Raw genomic sequence first — 20,211 nt, forward strand, 5'->3', positions numbered from 1 at the left:
CATGTCCGAGAACACCTTCCACCGTCTCCAGGTGCCTGACGTCGATGCCAAGCTGTCGCTGCTCGAGTTGACGGGCCGGGAAGGGCTGAGCCAGCTCTTCGAATACCAGTTGACGGTCTCCTGTGCCAACGATGGCTTGCAGGTCGATGATCTGCTGGGACGTCCGTTGGCACTGAGCCTCGGTGTCGAGGCGCCACAGGAGCCACAGGTGCGGCATATCCACGGCTATATCACCGCCTTCAGTGCCACGGGCTGGGTCAAGCGCCAGGCGTGCTACCGGCTTTCGCTCAGGCCCTGGTTGTGGTTGCTTACGCAGTCCCGGCGCCAGCGTATTTTCCAGAACCTGACGCTCAAACAGATACTCGAGGAGGTCTTCAGCGACTACCCCGCCAGCATCGACTGGCAGGTCGAATGCCTGGAGCCGATGGAGTACTGCGTGCAGTTCGACGAAAGCGACTTTGCTTTTTTCAGTCGTTTGCTGGAGGAAGCGGGGTTCTACTACTTCTTCGATCATCAGCCTAAAGACCACCTGTTGGTGATCGCCGACTCGATGGACGCCCATAAACCGGTGCGGCACTTGGCTGAAATGAGCTACCGGCCCAACCAGGACAAGGTCCCGGGCAGCATGCAGCGCTGGGAGTCCCACGGTGAACTGCGGCCCGGGGTGTTCAGCCTGGTGGATTTCGATTTCACCAAGGCCAGCAATCGTGAGGCCAGCGTCCTCTCGGTGAGTCAGGCGGCTGCGGCGACACCTCGCCACGGCAACTTTCGACAGGAAGGTTTTCCGGGGCGCTTCAGCAGTGGCAAATCTGTCGAAGCGCTGGCGCAGATCCAGCTCGAAGCCGCGCACGCCCGCCAGCAGTGGCGACAGGGCGTCAGCCAGTCGCTGTATCTGGTACCCGGACAGTGGTTCACCTTGGTCGATCACCCACGGGCCGAGCAGAACGGCGATTACCTGATCGTTGCGACGACCTTGCAGTTCGATACAACGACTGAGCCGCGCTGCGAGGTCGAGGCGATTCCGACCACCCAGGTGTTTCGCGCGCCGCTCCAGACGGTGCGACCGCTGATCGCCGGGCCACAGACGGCCTTCGTGGTGGGCAAGGAAGGCGATCCGATCTGGGTCGATAAATACGGTCGGATCAAGGTGCAGTTTCACTGGGACAGCAGCGAGCGGCGCAACGAGGATTGTTCCTGCTGGGTCCGGGTCGCCCAGCCGCTGGCCGGCAAGCGTTGGGGCGCGCTGTTCGTGCCGCGGGTCGGGCAGGAGGTGGTGGTGGAGTTCCTCGGCGGCAACCCCGACCGGCCCGTGGTCACCGCCGGGCTCTATAACGCCGGGCACCGGCCACCCTGGGAGCTGCCGGCCGAGGCGGCCCGCAGTGGTCTCAAGTCGCAGTCGCTGGGCGAGGAAGGGGTGTACAACGAGCTGCGCTTCGACGACAAGGCGGGCCGCGAGCAGTTGCTGATCCATGCGGGCCGCAACCAGGACCTGACGGTGCGCAACGATGCGTTCGCCAGCATCGGCAACGACTGGCACCTGACGGTCGGCGCCAATCAGTTGCTCAAGGTCAAGAACGATCTCCATGAGTCCGTCGGCGGGAGCCGCAACAGTCGGGTCGACGCCGATCAATCGCTGGATATCGGGGGCGATAGCCATTGCAAGGTTGCCGGTCAATGGCAGTCGACGGCGACCGACATGGATTTCAAGGCCCACGGCGAGCTGGTGCTGGAGGCCGGCAAGAGCCTGACCCTCAAGGTCGGCGCCAGCACCCTGGTGCTCAGCGCCTCGGGCGTGGCGATCAACGGCAAGACCGTGACCCTCGATGGGGTAGCCTCGGTTGACATCAATGGCGGTGCCGCGCCTGCCTCGACCTCGGCCAAGGCGGCGAAACCGGCGAAGGTCAAGCAGCCTAAGGAAGCTGACGATGGTCGCGATTAAGCAGGTGTTTCGACACGCCATGTTCCTGCTGCTGGTGCTGACGCTCCCAGGCTGTACCTGGTTTTGGGCGGACGAACCGGCACCGCCCGAACCGCGTATCGCGTTGTCCCTGGAGGCGGCACTGGACAGCAATCCCGACCTGCATGGCCGGCCTTCGCCGGTGATCGTCAGGCTCCTGCAACTGGCGGACAGCAAGCGCCTGGAGCAGGTCGAGCTGTTCCAGTCCGAAGCCGCCGCCGAGCAGGCCCTGGGGCGCGACCTGCTGCGGCAGGAGTCGCTGCTGCTGCGCCCTGGCCAGCAGCAGCAGCAGGGTTTTATTCCGGAGCCCGGCACCCGCTTTGTTGCGATCGTGGCCGAGTACCGGAATATCGACCATGCCCAGTGGTGGGCCTGGGCCGAAATCGACCCGACGCGCTCCTCGCGACTGACGGCCCTGATCGGTCGTGAGCGCGTAGTGTTGACGTCGGCGCCCGCGGAGGAGAAGGCCGATGAGTAGTCACGACAGCGTCGTGTGGTCAGAAGGCATGTTTCTGCTGCCGCAGCATTTCCAGCAGCAGGAGCGCCATCACCGGGCCCGGCTGGCGCAGGTCCTGCGGGCGTTGCAACCCCATGGCTGGGGCTTTTCCGCGCTGAAAATCGATGCGGGGCAACTGGCTCTGGGCACGCTGGCCCTGAGCGCCTGTGAAGGGATCATGCCCGATGGCAGCCCCTTCGCCCTGACGGACGAGGAGCTGGCCCGGCTGCGTTATCCGGTGGCCGACAGCGAGCGCGATGTACAACTGGTGCTGGCCCTGGCGGTCAATCGCCCGGGCGTTCCGGACACCGAAACCGCCCCCCGGGACGATAGCCTGGCCCGCCACCGGGTCAGCGAAGTCATGGTGGCCGACACCCATGCCGAGGGCGCCGAACCGGCCTGCTTGCAGGTGAGCCGCTTGAACCTGAAGCTGGCGCGCGAAGCGGAGGTGGCCGCTTCCCATGTGTTCCTGCGGGTGGCCCGGGTGGTGGAGCGAACGGTCGCCGGCCTGGTGGTGCTCGACCGGCAACAGGTGGCGCCGCTGCTGGCCTGGCGTTGTTCGCCGGTGCTGGCGCGCTCCGTCGACGAACTGATCGCCCGGGCCCGGCAACGCGGTGCGGCCCTGGCCGAGGGGCTGGGCCAGGGTGGCCTCGGCGGGATGACGGAAATCCAGCAATACGTGATGCTGCAAAGCGTCAACCGCGCCGAAAGCCTGTTGTTGCACCTGGCCAGCCAGGCGGCGCTGCATCCGGAACTGCTGTACCGCGAGCTGGTGCGGCTGGCCGGCGAGCTGGCGATTTTCCATCCGGACCGCAAGCGTCCCAAGGCGTACCCGGTGTACCGCCATGACCGCCTGGGTGAGACCTTTGTGCCGCTGATCCAGGACCTGCTGCAGTCGTTGAGTGCCACGGCCACGGCCGATGTGGTTGCCCTGGCCCTCAAGAGTGGCGCCTTCGGCTTTCGCTTCGCCCAGGTGCCGGACATCAATCTGTATCAATCGGCGCGTTTCATTCTCGCGGTTCGCGCGCAGGTGCCCGACGAGGAACTGCGTAAAAGCTTTCCCAGCCGCTTGAAGATCGGCCCGGCCGAGCGCCTGCACGACCTGGTGAACCTGCAATTGCCGGGTCTGGCGATCCAGGTGTTGCCGACGGCGCCCAGGGAGCTGCCTTACTATCCCGGCTTCAGCTATTTCCAGGTGTCGAGCGACCACGCCTTGTGGGCCGACCTGGTGGACACCAGCGGCTTCGGCCTGCATGTAGCCGGTTCGTTTCCGGGCCTGCAACTGGCGTTCTGGGCCATCAGGGAGCCGTGATGGCGCTTGCCAAGGCGGTTCCAGGATCACGAAAAGATGCCCGCGCGATTGCCCGCGAGCCTGTCCGGGCCCGGCCGGCGGCCGCCGACGAACAGCTGTGCCCGTTGGCCGATGATCTGCTGCATGAGGTCGTGGTTTTCCAACGCCTGACGCGCCGGCCCGACCTGGCGGCGCTGCGCCTGCGCCTGATTGCCCGGGTGCGGACCTTTCAGCGTCAGGCCCTGGCCTGCGGTATCGAGCAGCGGATCGTGTGGCGCGCCCGCTATGCCCTGTGCACCTTGCTCGACGAAGTCATTGCCAGCAGCGAATGGGCCCGGGGTGCCTGGTCGCGGCACAGCCTGTTGATGACCTTTCACCAGGAAACCGAGGGCGGCGAAGGCTTCTTCGCCTATCTGGACGAGGCGCAGCTCAAGCCGGTGGAGCACCTGGCGCTGCTTGAACTGATGTACCTGTGCCTGGCGTTGGGCCTGGAGGGGCGTTATCGAATCCAGCGCGAAGGCCGTTCGATCCTCGCCCTCAAGCGCAGCCAGCTCTACGAAATCCTGCGCCTGCACCGCGAGCGTTATCCGCGTCCGCTACTGAAGCGTGTGCCGACGGGGCAGCGGCTCCGGCGGGCGCTGCGCTGGGCCTTGTGCGGTCTGGTGCTGCTGACGATCGTCCTCGTGGTCGTGGGTGCGTACGATCTGCAGAGGCGCTCTGCCCAGCAGTTGCCGGGCCTGTCGCAGTTGGCGTCGCCCAGGGCAACGGTCCCCGCGACGCGGCCTTCGTTGGCCGAACGTCTGGCCGAGGATCTCCAGGCCGGGCGCGTGATGCTGCTCAATGAGGCGGGCGAAGTGCGACTCCTGCTCGGTGCCAGGCAATGGTTTTCACCTGGCGGCAGCGCGCTCGCGCCACAGCATCGGGTGACCTTGCAGCGGATCGCCGCGGTGCTGGCGGATTGGCCGGGACGTATCCGGATCATCGGCCATAGCGACGATACGCCGGTCGGCAAGGGTAGGGTCTCCAACCAGGAACTCTCGCTGCGACGCGCTCGTGCGGTGGCGTTCGAAATGTTCGGTGAGGCGGCCGACCCCGGGCGTATCCAGGTCCTGGGGCGTGGCGCCGGTGAGCCACGGGTCGCCAATGACAGCGCGGACAACCGCGCGCGCAATCGCCGGGTGGAGATCGTGCTCGAACTGCTCGTGACCGCCGCCGCCCTGCCGTAGGGCGCTTCACCTATTTGCCCTCGCTGGATGACTGCCACCATGTTCCTGAGATTGCTGAAAAACCTGCTGCGGGCGCTGCCGCTGACGGCGGGCCTTTACCTGTTGACCCTGCTGGTACGCAGCCAGGGGCCGCGGTTGTCCATCGACGGTGTTGCTCCGCTGGCGCACGACTGGCAGCAATGGCTGCTGCTGGTGCCGTTGTACCTGTGTGGGTTGGTTTTTCTCTGGTGGGCCCGGCGACGGCGCAAGCGCCGGGAGTTGCTTCAGGCAGAAGCGGCGCAGTTGGCGTTGCAGGCGCTGGAGCAACCCGGTGCCCGAGAGCGGCGCTTGCGTGAGCGTTTGGAGCGCTGGCGCCTGGAAGGCCAGGCCAGTGCCAGCGGTCCGGTGTTCCTGCTGCTGGGCGGGGCAGGCGCCGGCAAGCGCAGTCTGATGGGGGAGAAAGGGCGCCGCGCGCGCGGAGGCGACGAGTCACCGCCCGATGATGTGCACCCGGGGCGTGTCGGGGCTTTTTCCGTCATGGCGGTGAGTGCGGCGCTGTTGACCCAGGCAGACCCTGAGTGCGTACGGTTGTGGCGTTGCCTGCTCGATGAACTGAAACGCTCGCGCCGCCACGGGTTGGGTGTCGCCGGGGCGGTGCTGGTGCTCAATGCGGTGCATCTGCTACGCCTGGCCCCTGCTGCCCGCGATGCCCAGGCGCTGATCCTGAGGGCACGCCTGGAAGAGCTGGCCGCTCAGTTCGGGCACGGCTTGTCGGTGCAGGTGATCGTCACCCACTGTGATCGCTTGCCGGGATTCGAACCCTCGTTGCTGGCGTTGCCGACCGAGCAAAGAGACCTGGCGTTGGCCTTTGTCCGTGGGCGCAACCGGCAGAACCTGGCGGGGCTGGCCGAGCGTGTTGTCGGCCTCTTCGCGACCTTGCAGGACGGACTCCCAGAGCGCTTGCAGAAGGAAGTGCAGACCTCGGCCCGGGTTCAACTCTACGGTTTCGCGCGATTATGGCGACAGTTCGGCGAGATCTTGCAGCCTTATCTGCAGACAGCGTTTTTCGAGCAGCCGCGGGTCTCGCAGGTCCACCTGCAATCGCTGCGTTGCAGCGGTCACTTACGGGTCGAGCCCGGCACTCGGGCCGCCACTCAGCGGCTGGTCCGCTGCCTGCAACAGAGTCGACGCCACACGCGTTGGCCTGCATTCTTGCCGCCGGGTGCGGGCGGGCGGCGCTGGCTGCTTGCACTCGGTGCGGCTGCCTTGGTCATGTTGTTGGCAGCGCTGCTCGGCAACAGTTACTGGCAGCAGACCCGGCAGTTGCAGTGGCTGGCCGAGCAACAAGCGTTGCTGGCGGCGTTGCCGGCCAGCGCTGCCGGGACGGGCCTGACGCCGGCGCTGCTCGAGCGCCTGGCACGCTTCAGGAGCCTGGCCTATCCCTCCACGGATGGCTGGCCGCAGCCGGCGTTCTGGTCAAGCGAATATCAGCGATTGCTGGACCATACCCATGGCCTTTACCAGCGGGCGTTGCTCGATGAGTGGCTGCCTGGCGTTGTGCAAGTCTTGCAGCGCCCTGCGCCAGATGGGCTGTACAGCGAGAGCCAGGAGCGCTTGCGCTTTTACCTGATGCTGGGCGGCCAGGGCCGATTCGAATCGGCCGCCTTTGAAGACTGGTTGTCGGCCCAGGTGCAGGGCGATCTCGGTCAGGCGCTGGCTCCGGAGCAACGCGAGCAATTGCAGGGGCATGTCCAGGCGCTGATACCACTGCTGGCGCAGGGGCCGGTGCTGAGTGTCGATTCGCAGTGGGTAGAGCGGGTGCGTCGACAATTGCGCAGCGAGCCGCAACAGCAGCGTCTGTACGCTCGACTGAGCGCGACATTGGCCAGTGCCGACGCGGAGGATTTCAGTGTCGTCGCCGCCAGCGGCAGCGAGGGTCTGCTGAGCCTGGCCCGCCGTAGCGGCGAGCCCTTGAACCGAGGCGTTCCTGCACGCTTCAGCCCCAAGGGGTATGAGCAGCTGCGGGTCCGCTTGCCGTTATTGGTGGCCGAGGCGCTCAAGGATGAAGACTGGGTCATGGGGCCGGGGCTTCGACTGGACGCGGCGACCTTGCACAACGAAGTGTCCGCGCTTTATACGCGGGACTATATCCGCCACTGGGAGCAGTTCTTCGCGGACCTGCGGCTGGTTGGCCTCGACCAGCCCGAGTCCCTGGCCCTCAGGCTGGAGCGGCTGTCGCGGGCCGACTCGGCGCTGTTCAGCTTGCTGCGCGCGGCAGGGCGTGAGACCCGCCTTGGGCTCAGCGAGGCCCCGCAGCGTCTGGTCGACCGGGCGCGCCAGCAGGTTTCGTCACTGGCCTCCAGTCTCTCCTCCGATCTGGCCAAGACGCTTCCCGGCACGCTGGCCGCCGAGGAGCACCCGGTCAACCGGCACTTTGCGGCGCTGCGACAGTTGACCGAAGGCACCGCCGCCCCGCTTGAGGGGCTACGCGAAGCCCTGGCCCAGGCCACGATTTACCTCCAGGCCCGGGAGCAGTCCCTGGCGATGGGCTTGCCGAGCCCGCCGGTGGACAGCCTGGAGCCACTGAAGCGGCAGATCGACGGGCTGCCGCCGATGCTGCAACCGCTGTTCGCCGATATCGTCGGCGTTGCCCGGCAACACTTGCGCCAGCAGACGGTGGCGACGGTCGGCGCCAGCCTGGACCGTCAACTGGGCCCTGAATGCTCGCGCCTGCTCGCCCAGCGCTATCCCTTTGACCCACAGGCCAGGGAGCAGCTCTCGCTGGCCGATTTCAACCGCTTGTTCGCCCCTTCCGGGCTGCTGCAGGATTTTCAACAGCGTCATCCGGACACCGCGCTACTGGAGGGCGCGCCGGCGGCACAGTTCCAGCGCGCGGAGCAGATTCGCCGGGCGTTTTTTCCCGGCACGTCCGACGTCGCGCGGGTCGATTTCGAGCTCAGCCCTGTGACCATGGATGAAAACATCGCCCAGGTGCGCCTGACCCTGGACGAGCTGCAACTCGACTATGCCCACGGCCCCATCCGGCCCAGTCTGTTCACCTGGCCGACCCGGGCCTTGGGCAGCCAGCTCAAGATGGTGGTCACGCTGATCGACGGGCGCACCCTGGTACGCTCGGCCGAAGGTCCCTGGGCCTGGTTTCGTTTCATGGAGCAGGGCCGCCTGGGGCCGGCGCCGAGCGGGGAGGGTTACTGGTTGACCCTGAACTTCGAGGCTTTCGAGGTGGTGCTGCAATTGCGTAGCGCCAGCCTCGATCACCCCTTCGGTCGCAAGATCCTGAGCGATTTCCGATGCCCATCGACAGGGTGACTGTAGGTATTTGGCCTGTCCCTCAATGTGAAGGTCAGTTTCGTAACGAGCCTGGGGAAACGTCCTATGTCGGTTGACGGGACGACTGTTTAGCATGACAACACATAGCCCGCTGCAGGGTCGCGGTCGCCCTGGCGGCCCGGCTGGCCAGGTGGAGTTATCTGGCGTAGGGAGAGGGGCCCTGCGAATCAGGGGGATCATCGGTTGGGCAGGATGCCATTGTGAAGCGGTGGCGGTCCGCACAACGATTTTGCGTCGGTCGGACCTGACCACTGCCGAGTCAGTTTTTCATTGGCAGTTGTGCAGGAGAGTCCATGCTCGAGAAAAAGCCTACCCGCCTCATGATTCTGGATGACCACAGCCTGGTCCTGTGCGGCATGGAGATCAAGATCCAGGCCGAGACCGATCTTCTGTTGCTGGGCAGCTTCACCCGTGGCTCGGCGCTGATGGCAGCCTTGCGCGAGCAGGAGGTCGACCTGGTGGTGATGGACTACTCCCTGCGTTCGGGCGAGGTGGACGGCCTGAACCTGATTCGCACCTTGAGGATCCGCTTTCCCAAGTTGCGACTGCTGGTCATCTCGTCCCTGTACGTGCCCGCGACGGTCGCCTTGGCGCTGCGTTGCGGGGCCAGTGGCTTCATCGGCAAGGAGCTGAATTCCGGCGAGTTGGTGCTGGCCATTCGTCAGGTGGCGGCCGGTAAGGTCTACCTGCATCCGGACATGGTCGAGGCGTTGCAGGTGCATGAGGTCTCGCGGCTGGATATCGCCACGCCGGCCTCGGAGTCCGAGCTCGCCAGCCTGGACGAACTGGCCAGGACCTCGGCGTTGACGGTCCGCGAGCACGAGGTGCTGCGCTGTTGCCTGGACGGTCTGTCGGTGAGCCACATTGCGCGCAAGTTCTCGCGCAGTATCAAGACCATCAGTACCCAGAAACAGGCCGCGTTTCGCAAGCTGGGCCTGCGTGGCGACAACGAGTTGTACAAGGTGCGTTATCAGATGGAGGGGCGCTGAAGTGCATTTTCCTGAAAATTCGCTGTCAGAACCTGATCAGCGTGCGCTCAGTGACGCCGATCTGATGCACAATACGCCCCGGACCGTTTTTCCTCAGGATTTTCAATGTCGACATCATTCCACTTGCGTGCCGTTGCATTGGCACTGATGCTGGCGGGCGCCGCGGGCTGCTCGTCGCCCTCCAAGACCGCCGTTTACGAACGGGAGAATTTCGACGACGCCGGCACGTTCTCGCGCAACTACGGCGTGAGCGACACGGCGTCCTGTGAAGCGGCCCGGCGTGCCTTGCTCAGCCAGGGCTACATCATCACCAGCAGCGACCCGAAGCTGGTCACCGGCAACAAGAGCTTCCAGCAGACCGGCGACACCCACATGCAGATCAGCTTCAGCGTGGTCTGTGCGGCGGATGGCAGCGCCAATCATCGCTCGACCATGTTCGCCAACGCCCTGCAGGACCGCTATGCCCTGAAGAAGGTCAACAACTCCGCCAGCCTGGGCGTGGGTGTGCTGGGGTCGGTGTCGATGCCGATCGGCTCGACGGACGACTCGATGGTCAAGGTCGCCAGCGAGACCGTGTCCTCGGCGACCTTCTATGACCGTTTCTTCACCTTGGTGGAATTGTTCCTGCCACCTGAAGTGAAGAAGGAGCAACATACCGACGAGAAACCCAAGGCGGACCTGGGCGTGCCCGACGCGACGCCGGCCAAGGCCCATGCGGACAAGCCGACGGAACCCAAGGTGGCAGAAACCAAGCCGGCGCAACCGACGCCTGCACCGGTGCCCGTGCCGGCACCGAAGGCCGCGGAGCCGGTGAATAACGCACCCGTCACGCCTGCCACTTCCGAGCCGGTTGCCGCGCCGCCTGCGGCCGTGCCGGTCACACCGCTCGAGAAGGCCCCCGCAGCCCCTGGCGTCTCGGCGACCCCGACAGTCCCTGCCGCCCCTGCGGTCTCGGTGACCTCGACCGCCCCGGCAACCCCGGAAAAGCCCGCCGAGCCGACGTCCACCCCGGCCCCGGCGACTCCGGCGCAGTAACCACGACACAGGGCGGCGGGAGCGGGTTTGTCGACCTCGATCCCGTGGCCCTGTGGTGGGGACGCCACCGGCAAAATAAAAGTGGGTAAATTCTGACCGTTCTGCTAGTTTTTTATTTCAGGTCCTTACTCAGGAGCCTGGGGCAGACGGGGTGCTTCATTTTTCCTTCACACGGGACCCCTATGCTGGACCCGGCCCGCTCCTACAGGAATGGCCAGCAAGACAGCGGTTTTAACCTTGAACGAAAAAAGGAGCTTCACAATGGATGACTATCAAGAAGAACTGCTGGAGTCCCGTGCTTTCGAGCTGGACCCTGTTGAACCGGCTGAAGACGCGACCGAGCTGTAAGCGGTCGTTTTTCGGCTCAGGCCGAATGCCGCTGGCTGCGGCGGAACTCGCCAGGCGTCTGGCCGTTCCAGCGTTTGAAAGCCCGTTGAAAGGCCTCTGCTGAGGCAAAACCGAGCAGGTAGGCGATTTCGCCAAAGGCCAGTTCGGTGTCGCGAATGTAGGTCATTGCCAGGTCACGGCGAGTGTCATTGAGAATGGCGCGAAACTGTGTCCCTTCCTCGGCCAGTTTGCGACGCAATGTCCAGGTCGGCAGCTTCAGGCGTGCCGCCACTTCTTCCAGGTCGGGTTCCCGGCCGCCATTGAGCAAAGGCCCCAGCAACTGAGTGATACGTTCACGCAGGCTGCGGGTGCGCGTCAGTTGTTCCAGTTCCCGTTCGCATAATTGCAGCAGGTACCGCCAGGTGCTGGGGCAATGTTCCGGGTTGCGCAGGCCCAGGCTGGCCTGGCCGAGGCGCAGCTGATTGTGCTCGGCGGCGAAGTGCACCTGGCAGTCTCCCAGGCCCTTGTAGGCCGCGGCGTAGTCCGGTTCGGCGAATTCGATGTCGATGCGCTCGGCCTGCAGCGGCTCGCCGCCGACGCTACCCAGTTGCTGCAACCAACCGGCGATGATCGAGTCCACCACGAAGCGGTTGTAGGCGTTGTACGGGCTGATGGAGTAGAAGCGCAGCCAGGCGCCGTCGGCGTCTTCGTGGAAACTCGACTGCCCGCGATAGTTGGAGCCGTAGAGCGCCTCGAAGCGGGTCAGGGTTCTCGCCGCCTCGCGTACCGTCGGGGCCTGGGCGGCGGTCACACCGGCCAGGCCCGCCTGGCTGAGCCGACTGAGCCGGCCCATGCGCAAGCCCAGGGCCGGGTCACCAGTCAGCTGGATCGCCGCGTGCCCCAGGCGCATGTAGCGCGGAATCGACAGTCGGGCGTTGGGCTCGGCCAGGCGCGCCGGGTCCAGCCCGTATTGCGCCAGCAGGCCCTCGGGGTCCTGGCCATGACTGCGTACCGCATCGGCGAGGCTGTGGACGAAGCCCACGGACAGATCGCCCAGGCGCATCGGCAGCGGCTTCATGGCAGCCACAGGTTCAGCAGGCGGGCGCCGTGATCGCTGGCGTCCGCTTCGGCGATGGAGCGCCCATCCTGGCTGATGAAGCTCCGGCCCGAATAACGCTGGTTCCAGAACTGGCCGTGCAGGAACACGGTCATACCGGCCAGGGCCTGGCTGGAGGGCGCGCGGCTGATCAGGGTCAGGCGATGCCAGGCGTCGCCTTCGCCGAGTTCGCCGGGCCTGAGGCTGATGTTCGCCGGTGTGGCCGCACTCTTGAAACCGCGCCAGGGCAGCTCCCAGCTGTTCTTGCCGGGCAGGGAGGCCGTCACGGCAATCAGCGACACGCCCAGTTCGTCAAACCTGCTGTAGTTGTCCGGGTACCAGCTGTCACTGCCGACCAGCACGCCCAGGCGCCCGGCCGGGGTCTGCACGGCATTCAGTTCCTGGCGCCCGCTGCCCTTGATATAGCCGCGTTCGTCGAAGGTCGGGTAGAGCTTGCGTTGGGGCTGGCCCAGGGGGCGCCCGTCGGCGGCGAAAACCAGGCTGACGTTGTACAGGGCGCCCTGGCCGATTTTCAGGGTGCATTGCTCGACGCTGGGGTCCGGCAGGACGATGGAACCGGCGACCAGGGTGACAGCGAACTCTTTTGCCAGGCCGCCGAACACCGCCTGGTAGTCCTGGGCCATGGTCCTGGCCTTCATGCGCAGGCGGGCGTCTTCCAGGAAGCTGCGGCCCTTGGCGTTGAAGAGGGCGCCGAGCAGCTTCAGCGGGTTGCCGAGCATCAGCCAGTTCATCGCCTCCTGCTGGTCGAGGGCCTGGTAGAGGTCGTCTTTTTCGCCGCGCAACAGCAGCCAGGTGCCGATGTGCTCGGGCAGCACCACGATGGTTTTCTCGTTCAGCAGGCCCAGGCTGCGCGCCTGTTGCAGATAGGCCGCCAGCTTCCGGTGCAGGCGCGCCGGGCTCTGGTAGTCGTTGGGAAACAGCTCCGGTTGCACGCCCAGCAGATTGCCGTGATCAGCGGCCACGCCCTGGTTCACGACCAGGCGGATGCGCAGGTCCGAGAGGTAGTGACCGTTGCTGCGCTGTTGGGTCCATACGCCATAGCCGGTGACGGCGGCAAGCAGCAGGACCAGCAAGGAGAAGACAATGAATTTGCGCATGGGAGCGGATAACGAACGACCGTCTGCGGGAGTCTTGCATTTTCTCTGAAATTTGTAGCCAAGGTACGAAAAAACAATGATTTGGCACGAAAATTTCGCATCGCTTGATATTATTTTTTCGCGACGAGCTGAATTTCGGCCTCATTCATCACTGGGGATGCGTTGGGGCGTTACAACGAGGGGTGATTGAGTTGATGGATGCAGGCGTAAGCCTAGCACTTGACGAGATCAAATACGGAACGCTCCGTCCTGGGAGGTAGAAGCAACACCGTATTTCTCTCGGTACCTATCCAGAATTGGTTTGAAGAATGCGGGCGTGTACGTGATGTTGCCACGCCCATCGTGGAGATTGGTTTTGAGACCAATCCGGCCACAGACCTCGATATTGCGGCACCAGCACAGTCTTCCGTTGACGAGAAGTCCTGCTCGCCTTCTTGCTTAAGAACACCAATTTCATCAGGACTTTCCTTGACGCTGTTGGAAGCACTGCTACATTCATTCGCGGCGATGACTGACCGGTCGCAGGTATGCGAGCGGATTGACAGTCGACCGTTTCAGCCGCTGGTGCGCGAATTGTGTACGGCGATCTCAAACGGTATGCGTAGACGGGACGGCAGGAGGCCGAGGTGTTGGGTGAAATGGATTTTACTGAAAGCGCTCGTCAACACGCGGCGTATTTTGAGGCTCTGCACGAGATTGTGCTGTCGATCTTCGATCGGATGCCTGTCGAAAACCAACCTGCCTACATTGTTCATACAGGATGTGGTGATGCCTCATTACTGAAGTCGCTGTATGAATTTGTTGAAGCACGCTCAGCGCGAGGACGATTGCTAGACAGCCATCCGCTACGTTTGATTGGCATCGATTCCGATCGGACAATGTTGGAATGCGCTGCCGCCGGCCTCGCCAACCTTGATCATCTGCTCATTCAGGCGTCTATCGACGACCCACGGGAGGTGTCAAGTCAACTTCGTAGCCACGGCATCGATGACGTCGACGCCGTCTTGTATGTGCGATGGCCAGAATACCCGGACAGTTCCAGCTTGACCCCCGAAGGCATCACTAGGTCCTGGGTCGAGTACATGGGGCGATGGGCCGACGGCGTGGGTCGCTGCGGACTGATCCAACTGGCTGAATGCTCCATGGGGTCGGACGTTGCAGGTGAAGCTTCCCCCAGGGGGGATCTGCCTTGCGACTCCAGTCATGGGCCTTCGTCAAGACTACCCGACTGGGCAGAACGCCACCTGATGGGGGCGGCAGCAGTCGGGCTGTTTGCGCAGATGCATTCTTTTCACAAATTCCCGCAACAGAAATTGTTTGCGCAGGCAGTGCTGAGCCTTCTTGAACGTCGTGCCTACATAATCCGTTATGCCCGCGAGAGCGATGTGCCGGCGCTCATGGTCCTGGAAGAACAGTGCTGGGCCGCGGGAATCCGGGTGAGCGAAGAGGCCATTCGGGAGCGAGTTATTCAGTACGCGCAAGGGCAGTTGGTTCTCGAAGTCAACGGTGTAGTCAAAGGTTGCATCTATTCACAGCGCATTGAGCATGCGCAATTGCTAGACGATGCAACCTTTGAGACGGCGTGGCGGCTCCATGCACCGCAGGGGCCGATTGTTCAGTTACTTGCGCTCAATATTTCGTCAGATGCACAGGACCAACAGTTTGGCGATCAGCTCCTGGAGTTCATGCTTCAACGTTGCTCGCTTCTGACCGGTGTGGGCAGTGTCGTGGGGGTTACGCGGTGCAAGGACCACGGCAAGCATGAACAGATACCCATGTTCGATTACATTGGACTGCGCAATGGCCGCGGCGAATTGATCGATACAGTGTTGCGGTTTCATGAGCGACATGGCGCGACTATCCGTAAGCTTATGCCAGGATATCGTCCAGCAGACGACGTCAATAATGGTAATGGTGTTCTGGTCCATTATGACCTCGCCAACCGGCTGCTCCTGGGCAACCTTCAGTCACGACTAGTCACGCCGGCCGCCGTATCGAGTGGCGAGAATGATCGTACGGGCCACGTCGGCCAGTACGTGAGCCGTTTGATACGTTCGCGGCTGCAACTCGACAATGACGTACCACTCGATCTTGATCAGCCGTTGATGGAGATGGGGCTGGATTCGGCGGATTTGCTGGAACTGGCGACAAGCATCAGTGGTGAATTCAATGTCACGCTGACGGCGATGTTCTTCTTTGAAAACAACACGTGCAACAAAGTGATCGTGGCGGTGGGCGAACGTGCGGACGCATCGCAAGTCGTGGTGCAGTCGCACAAATCCGACCATCAATCAGTCCCGGTCCCACGGGTTGGCCTTGATATCGCCATTGTCGGTGCCGCCTGTCGACTCCCGTTCGATATCGAAACCCTTGATGGGTTCTGGCAATTACTGCTGAACGGCGAGGAGGTGATCGGAACCGTACCGGAAGGCCGTTGGCAATGGCCGGTCGATATCGAACCGCACACGAAGCATCGCGGTATTGATCAAGGCGCATTCCTCAGCGATGTTGCGCGATTCGATGGGGCATTTTTCCGGATTTCCCCGCACGAAGCCGAACTCATGGACCCACAGCAACGCATTTTGCTGGAGCTCAGTTGGCAATGCCTTGAGGATGCGGGTTACTGCCCGTCGTCGTTGGCGGGATCACGAACGGGTGTATATGTCGGTGCCAGCGGATCGGATTATCGGCTGCTCGTCGATCGGACAGGTGCCGGGATAGAGGGGCATTCGGGACTCGGGACGTCAATGTCGATTCTGCCGAACCGCATCTCCTATTTCTATGATTTCTGCGGGCCGAGCATGCTGATCGATACGGCCTGTTCGAGTTCGCTGGTGGCGGTGCATCAAGCGATAGAGTCTTTGCGCGCAGGCAATTGCACGCAAGCCATGGTCGCCGGGATCAACATCATGTGCGATCCGTCGACTACGGTCGCGTATTACCGGGCGGGCATGTTGTCTACGGATGGACGGTGCCGGACTTTCGATGCGTCAGCCAACGGCTATGTGCGCGCAGAGGGCGCGGTGATGCTGCTACTCAAGCCATATGAGTATGCACTGCGCGATAACGACAATATCTATGCGGTGCTCAAAGGAAGCGCAGTCAACCATGGAGGACTGGCGGGTGGTTTGACCGTTCCAAACCCGCGTGCGCAAGCTGAGCTGGTCATGGGCGCATGTCGCAACGCCGACATCGACATCAACTCGCTCGGATATATAGAAGCCCACGGTACCGGCACATCGCTCGGTGATCCGATCGAAGTGGCCGGACTCAAGTCCGCATTCGAGAGGTTCACAGCGGACGGTGACCCAGTGAATGCCCGATGCGGGCTCGGCTCACTCAAGACCAATTTTGGACATCTCGAGGCCGCCGCGGGCATCGCCGGATTGCTCAAGGCGATGTTATGCCTACGGCATAACGTGATTCCCGGGTCGTTGAATTTCGATCGCTTGAATCCGCTTATCGACCTTTCGGGCACCCCGTTCCATGTCGTCGACGCTACGACAGCATGGCCCGCCTCCCATGAGGAACCACGTCGTGCTGGCGTCAGCAGCTTCGGATCCGGTGGGACCAATGCGCATGTGATCGTTGAGGAACACCGTCTGCCGCTGGCAGTCGAAACACCAGGGTTGGCCGTCTCACCGCAACGCCTGGTTTTGATTCTGCTTTGCGCGAAGAGTGCGCAGCGTCTGCTGGAAAGTGCGCATTCACTGCGGACCTGCCTTTCCCATGACCGCTTCGCCGATAAGGATCTCGTCGATATCGCTTATACGTTGCAGGTGGGCCGGGAGTCGATGGAGCATCGACTTGCCTTGACTGCTACCTCAATACGTGAACTTCACGAGAAGCTTGACGCTTATATCGCAGCGGCGGCCGTGCAGGTCGAATACGGCGACGTTCACGTAGGGGAAGTGAAAAAGGGCAGCGAGGGGCTGATTGCATTGGGCCAAGACGCGGACTTCTTGAACTTATTGAATATCTGGATCGCGAAAGGCAAACATAGCCCATTACTCGCTTTATGGGTGCGCGGTCTCGATGTCGACTGGTCGAGCCTGTATCGCGAGGGCGGTGCCTACGAGGCGCTGTCGCCACGCCGAGTCAGTCTTGCGACCTATAGCTTCGAACGCACACCGCATTGGGTCGGTCGGCTGGCGAGTGCGAATGGGCGTATCGGTTCAGTCGCGACGTTGTGCGAGTCAACGCGGGCGTCTTCCTTTCCGGATGACAGCGTGACGGGCGGGGCGTCAACCGAGCCGGCTTTCCTCGTTCCGGTGTGGGATGCATGGGTCGGTGAATCGGTGGACGAGCCGAGTGCCGATGAACGTATCGTGGTGCTCGGTGGTACAGCAAGACAAAAAAGCTCAATCCTCGAACGGTATCCGCAGGCGCGCTTTGTCGCGTTCGAAGAGGGCGAGGGGGGCGAAGCACTAATCGAGCGTTTGCGGGCACACGAGGTGATCGAGCACATTGTGTGGATCACGCCACAACAGTCCGACACCAGTACCACGATGCTCGATAACGAATTGATCGCGGGTCAGCAACGGGGTGTGATCAATGGCTTTCGCTTGATCAAGGCCTTGCTGCAGTTGGGCTATGGTAGAAAAACACTCGGATGGACCGTCGTCACCTGGCAAACGCAAGCGGTGCATCCGCAGGACGTCATCGATCCGACGCATGCCAGTGTGCACGGATTGATCGGCTCGCTGGCGAAAGAGCACGCGCAATGGAAGATTCGCTTGGTCGACTTGCCCGGCGACGATGAATGGCCGTTGGAGCAGAGCATGAGATTGCCTGCCGATGGGGAAGGGAATGCTTACGCTTATCGTCAGGGAGAATGGCATCGTCAGGTGCTAGTGTATTGCGATGTACCGTCGCTGCAACCGGCCCCGTACCGCAAGGCCGGCGTGTATGTCGTCATTGGCGGAGCGGGTGGTCTCGGGGAGGTATTCAGTCGTGTCCTTATCGAACGCTACCAGGCGCAAGTGATTTGGATCGGACGTCGCCCCGTCGACGCGGTGATCGAGCAGAAGATCAACCGGCTCGGTGCGCTAGGCGTCACGCCGACTTACGTGCGCGCCGATGCGACCGATTACGCCGAACTGGAAGGCGCCTATCGTCAGATCAAGGCGCGTTATGGTGCTATCCACGGTGTGATCCATGCCGCAATTACACTGCAAGACAAGACCATTGCGAATATGGACGAAGAGCGGTTCAGGTCCGGGCTTGCCGCGAAGGTGGATGTCAGCGTGCGTCTTGGACAGGTCTTTGCCCAGGAACCATTGGATTTCGTGCTGTTCTTCTCGTCCATCCAGAGTTTTTTCAAACCTGCTGGGCAAAGTAATTATGCGGCGGGCTGCACGTTCAAAGACGCTTACGCACACGCGCTCGGCCGGGCATGGCCATGCCCGGTGAAATGTATGAATTGGGGATACTGGGGGACCGTCGGCATCGTGGCGTCGCCGGCGTACCGAGCGAGGTTGGCGAGTCAAGGCATCGGCTCGATTGAGCCTGCCATTGGCATGGATGCAGTGGACGTGTTGTTGCAAAGTCCATTTGAACGATTGGCCTTCATGCAGCTGAGTAAAAAATCTGCTGTGGCGAAAATGATCGGGGATGAATGGTTGTTGCAATTGCCAGCGGGAGGACAAAGCGCAAGTGACGCGCAGCAGTCGCCGGCGGTGCTGTCGATCATCGACAGGCCGGTCGAGCGGGACACAGTTGGCATGGAGTGCGCTGTTTCGAGTGAATTGCTGGCGCGGCTGCTGTTTGTCCAACTACGTTCGCTGGGGTTTGAGATCGACGCAGAGGGTGATCTGCACGGTCACAACGTCGCGCATTGGAAAAAGAACATCGGACTGTCCGCACTCTACGAGCGCTGGTTGCATCATGGTGTCCGTATTGCACACCCGTACCTGCGTGGGGACATGACCGGCTCTGGCTCGTTTGACACCGTGTCGATGAGCGATGCACAACTATGGGGTCAGTGGAACGAACACAAGCGTGAATTGTCGGCGCAGCCCGGCATGCGCGCTCAGGCCGAGTTCGTGGAAGCCGCACTACGTGCGTTACCAGACATTCTGGCCGGACGACGTGCGGCGACTGATGTGCTCTTTGCGCGCGGATCGCTTGATTTCGTCAGCGCGGTATATCGAGGCAATCCGGTATCCGACTTCTTCAACGATGCACTGGTCGAGGAGCTGATTGCCTATATCGAGGAGCGTGTGCGCAACGATCCAGCGGCGCGCATCCGGATCCTTGAAATCGGTGCCGGGACCGGAGCAACGACGGCGCGCATTATCAGCAGTCTTGGGGCGTTGCGTGAATGCATCGACGAGTATTGCTACACGGACTTGTCGAAAGTGTTTCTTCTGGATGCCCAGCAGCAATTCGCGGCGCATGCCGATTACTTCAACTATACGTTGTTCAATGTCGAGCACCCACTTTGCGAGCAGGCGATTGAAGTCGGCAAGTACGATGTCGTCGTCGCCAGCAACGTTCTGCATGCCACCCAGAATATTCGTCAGACGTTGCGCAATACAAAGGCCTGTCTGAAACGACAGGGTTTGCTCCTTCTCAACGAGTTGTCCGGAATTAGCCTGATTCATCATCTGACCTTCGGTTTGCTTGAAGGCTGGTGGCGATACCAGGACAAAGTGACGCGTATTGCAGGTTCACCTGCACTGGAAACCGAGCAATGGAGGCGAGTACTCGAAGGAGAAGGTTTCAAACACATCCATTTCCCTGTTTTGGATGCCCATCGTTTTGGACAGCAGATTGTCGTTGCAACCAGTGATGGATGGGTCCGTCAGAAAGGCCGTTCAGCTGTGTCCGATTCGAACTCGGTTCTCGAGCGGTTCCTGAAGGCTAATGAAAAAGATGCACGGGCTGTGGCAGCCGAGGCTGTCGATACCGGACCGATTGCGTTCCCAGCGCGATCGGCAGCGTCACTAGAAGAGACACTGGATCGGGTGATCCGACGCATGTCTCCGGTCATTGGCATGCACATGGAAAAGATCGATGTGGACACCGATTTCATGGTGTACGGCATCGATTCGATTCTCTCCATGAAGGTGCTCCATGAGTTGGAGCTGGAGTTCTCGATACAGCTATCCAACAGCATGCTGTTCGAGCATAGAACCATCGCTGATCTATCGACGGCCATTGTGCGGATCGTGAGCGCACAGCCTCGCGAGGCGTCATCGGCGCGGACGCTTGATGTGGTCGTGGGTGAACGCTTGGACACTCAGTCCTCTGATGATCGGACGATGAAAATGCTTGAAGATTTCAGAGACGGAAACGTAAAGATCGAAGAGGTCGAAGGGATTCTGGATCGCTGGACAAAATAGGGA

At 62.2% G+C, this 20,211-nt stretch carries 10 protein-coding genes; 8 read left to right on the forward strand and 2 right to left on the reverse strand.

What is annotated here, in order from left to right; all coding sequences use genetic code 11:
* Position 1: 1 nt before the first annotated feature.
* The 7 genes from UCMB321_RS01790 to UCMB321_RS01825 all read left to right on the forward strand — a co-directional run bounded on the left by UCMB321_RS01790 (position 2) and on the right by UCMB321_RS01825 (position 10,321).
* A complete protein-coding gene (locus UCMB321_RS01790; protein ID WP_040063390.1) occupies positions 2–1,939 on the forward strand; it encodes a type VI secretion system Vgr family protein in 1,938 nt (645 codons plus the stop codon).
* The gene (tssJ, locus tag UCMB321_RS01795; RefSeq protein ID WP_052451040.1) at positions 1,926–2,435 is read left to right on the forward strand and encodes a type VI secretion system lipoprotein TssJ; all 510 of its coding nucleotides are present in this window, start codon (positions 1,926–1,928) and stop codon (positions 2,433–2,435) included. The genes UCMB321_RS01790 and tssJ overlap by 14 nt, the downstream gene beginning before the upstream one ends.
* Complete coding sequence (tssK, locus tag UCMB321_RS01800; protein ID WP_040063391.1) at positions 2,428–3,765, forward strand: type VI secretion system baseplate subunit TssK; 1,338 nt, start codon at positions 2,428–2,430, stop codon at positions 3,763–3,765. Before tssJ ends, tssK begins: the two co-directional genes overlap by 8 nt.
* On the forward strand, positions 3,765–4,970 hold the full coding sequence (gene icmH, locus UCMB321_RS01805; RefSeq protein ID WP_052451041.1) for a type IVB secretion system protein IcmH/DotU: 1,206 nt from the start codon (positions 3,765–3,767) through the stop codon (positions 4,968–4,970). Before tssK ends, icmH begins: the two co-directional genes overlap by 1 nt.
* A gap of 39 nt (positions 4,971–5,009) precedes the next feature.
* Positions 5,010–8,276: an ImcF-related family protein gene (locus UCMB321_RS01815; protein WP_052451042.1), complete on the forward strand. Its 3,267-nt coding sequence runs from the start codon at positions 5,010–5,012 to the stop codon at positions 8,274–8,276.
* A 314-nt stretch (positions 8,277–8,590) separates the two neighbouring features.
* Positions 8,591–9,286: a response regulator gene (locus tag UCMB321_RS01820; protein WP_040063396.1), complete on the forward strand. Its 696-nt coding sequence runs from the start codon at positions 8,591–8,593 to the stop codon at positions 9,284–9,286.
* A gap of 105 nt (positions 9,287–9,391) precedes the next feature.
* Positions 9,392–10,321, forward strand: a complete 930-nt coding sequence (locus UCMB321_RS01825) for a DUF2242 domain-containing protein (protein WP_040063397.1) — start codon at positions 9,392–9,394, stop codon at positions 10,319–10,321.
* Between the two features lie 364 nt (positions 10,322–10,685).
* Here UCMB321_RS01825 and UCMB321_RS01830 read toward each other — a convergent pair whose 3' ends face one another.
* Both UCMB321_RS01830 and UCMB321_RS01835 read right to left on the reverse strand, forming a co-directional pair.
* Positions 10,686–11,726, reverse strand: a complete 1,041-nt coding sequence (locus UCMB321_RS01830; RefSeq protein WP_040063398.1) for an AraC family transcriptional regulator — start codon at positions 11,724–11,726, stop codon at positions 10,686–10,688.
* Entirely contained in the window at positions 11,723–12,862 is a 1,140-nt protein-coding gene (locus UCMB321_RS01835; RefSeq protein ID WP_040063399.1) for a nitrilase-related carbon-nitrogen hydrolase, read from the reverse strand. The genes UCMB321_RS01830 and UCMB321_RS01835 overlap by 4 nt, the downstream gene beginning before the upstream one ends.
* A 638-nt stretch (positions 12,863–13,500) precedes the next feature.
* Between UCMB321_RS01835 and UCMB321_RS29390 the strand changes: the two genes are divergently transcribed.
* On the forward strand, positions 13,501–20,208 hold the full coding sequence (locus UCMB321_RS29390) for an SDR family NAD(P)-dependent oxidoreductase (protein ID WP_167337408.1): 6,708 nt from the start codon (positions 13,501–13,503) through the stop codon (positions 20,206–20,208).
* The last annotated feature ends 3 nt before the right edge of the window (positions 20,209–20,211 follow it).

Origin of the sequence: Pseudomonas batumici, from assembly GCF_000820515.1 — a bacterium.
In the GTDB taxonomy this organism is placed as follows: Bacteria; Pseudomonadota; Gammaproteobacteria; order Pseudomonadales; family Pseudomonadaceae; genus Aquipseudomonas; species Aquipseudomonas batumici.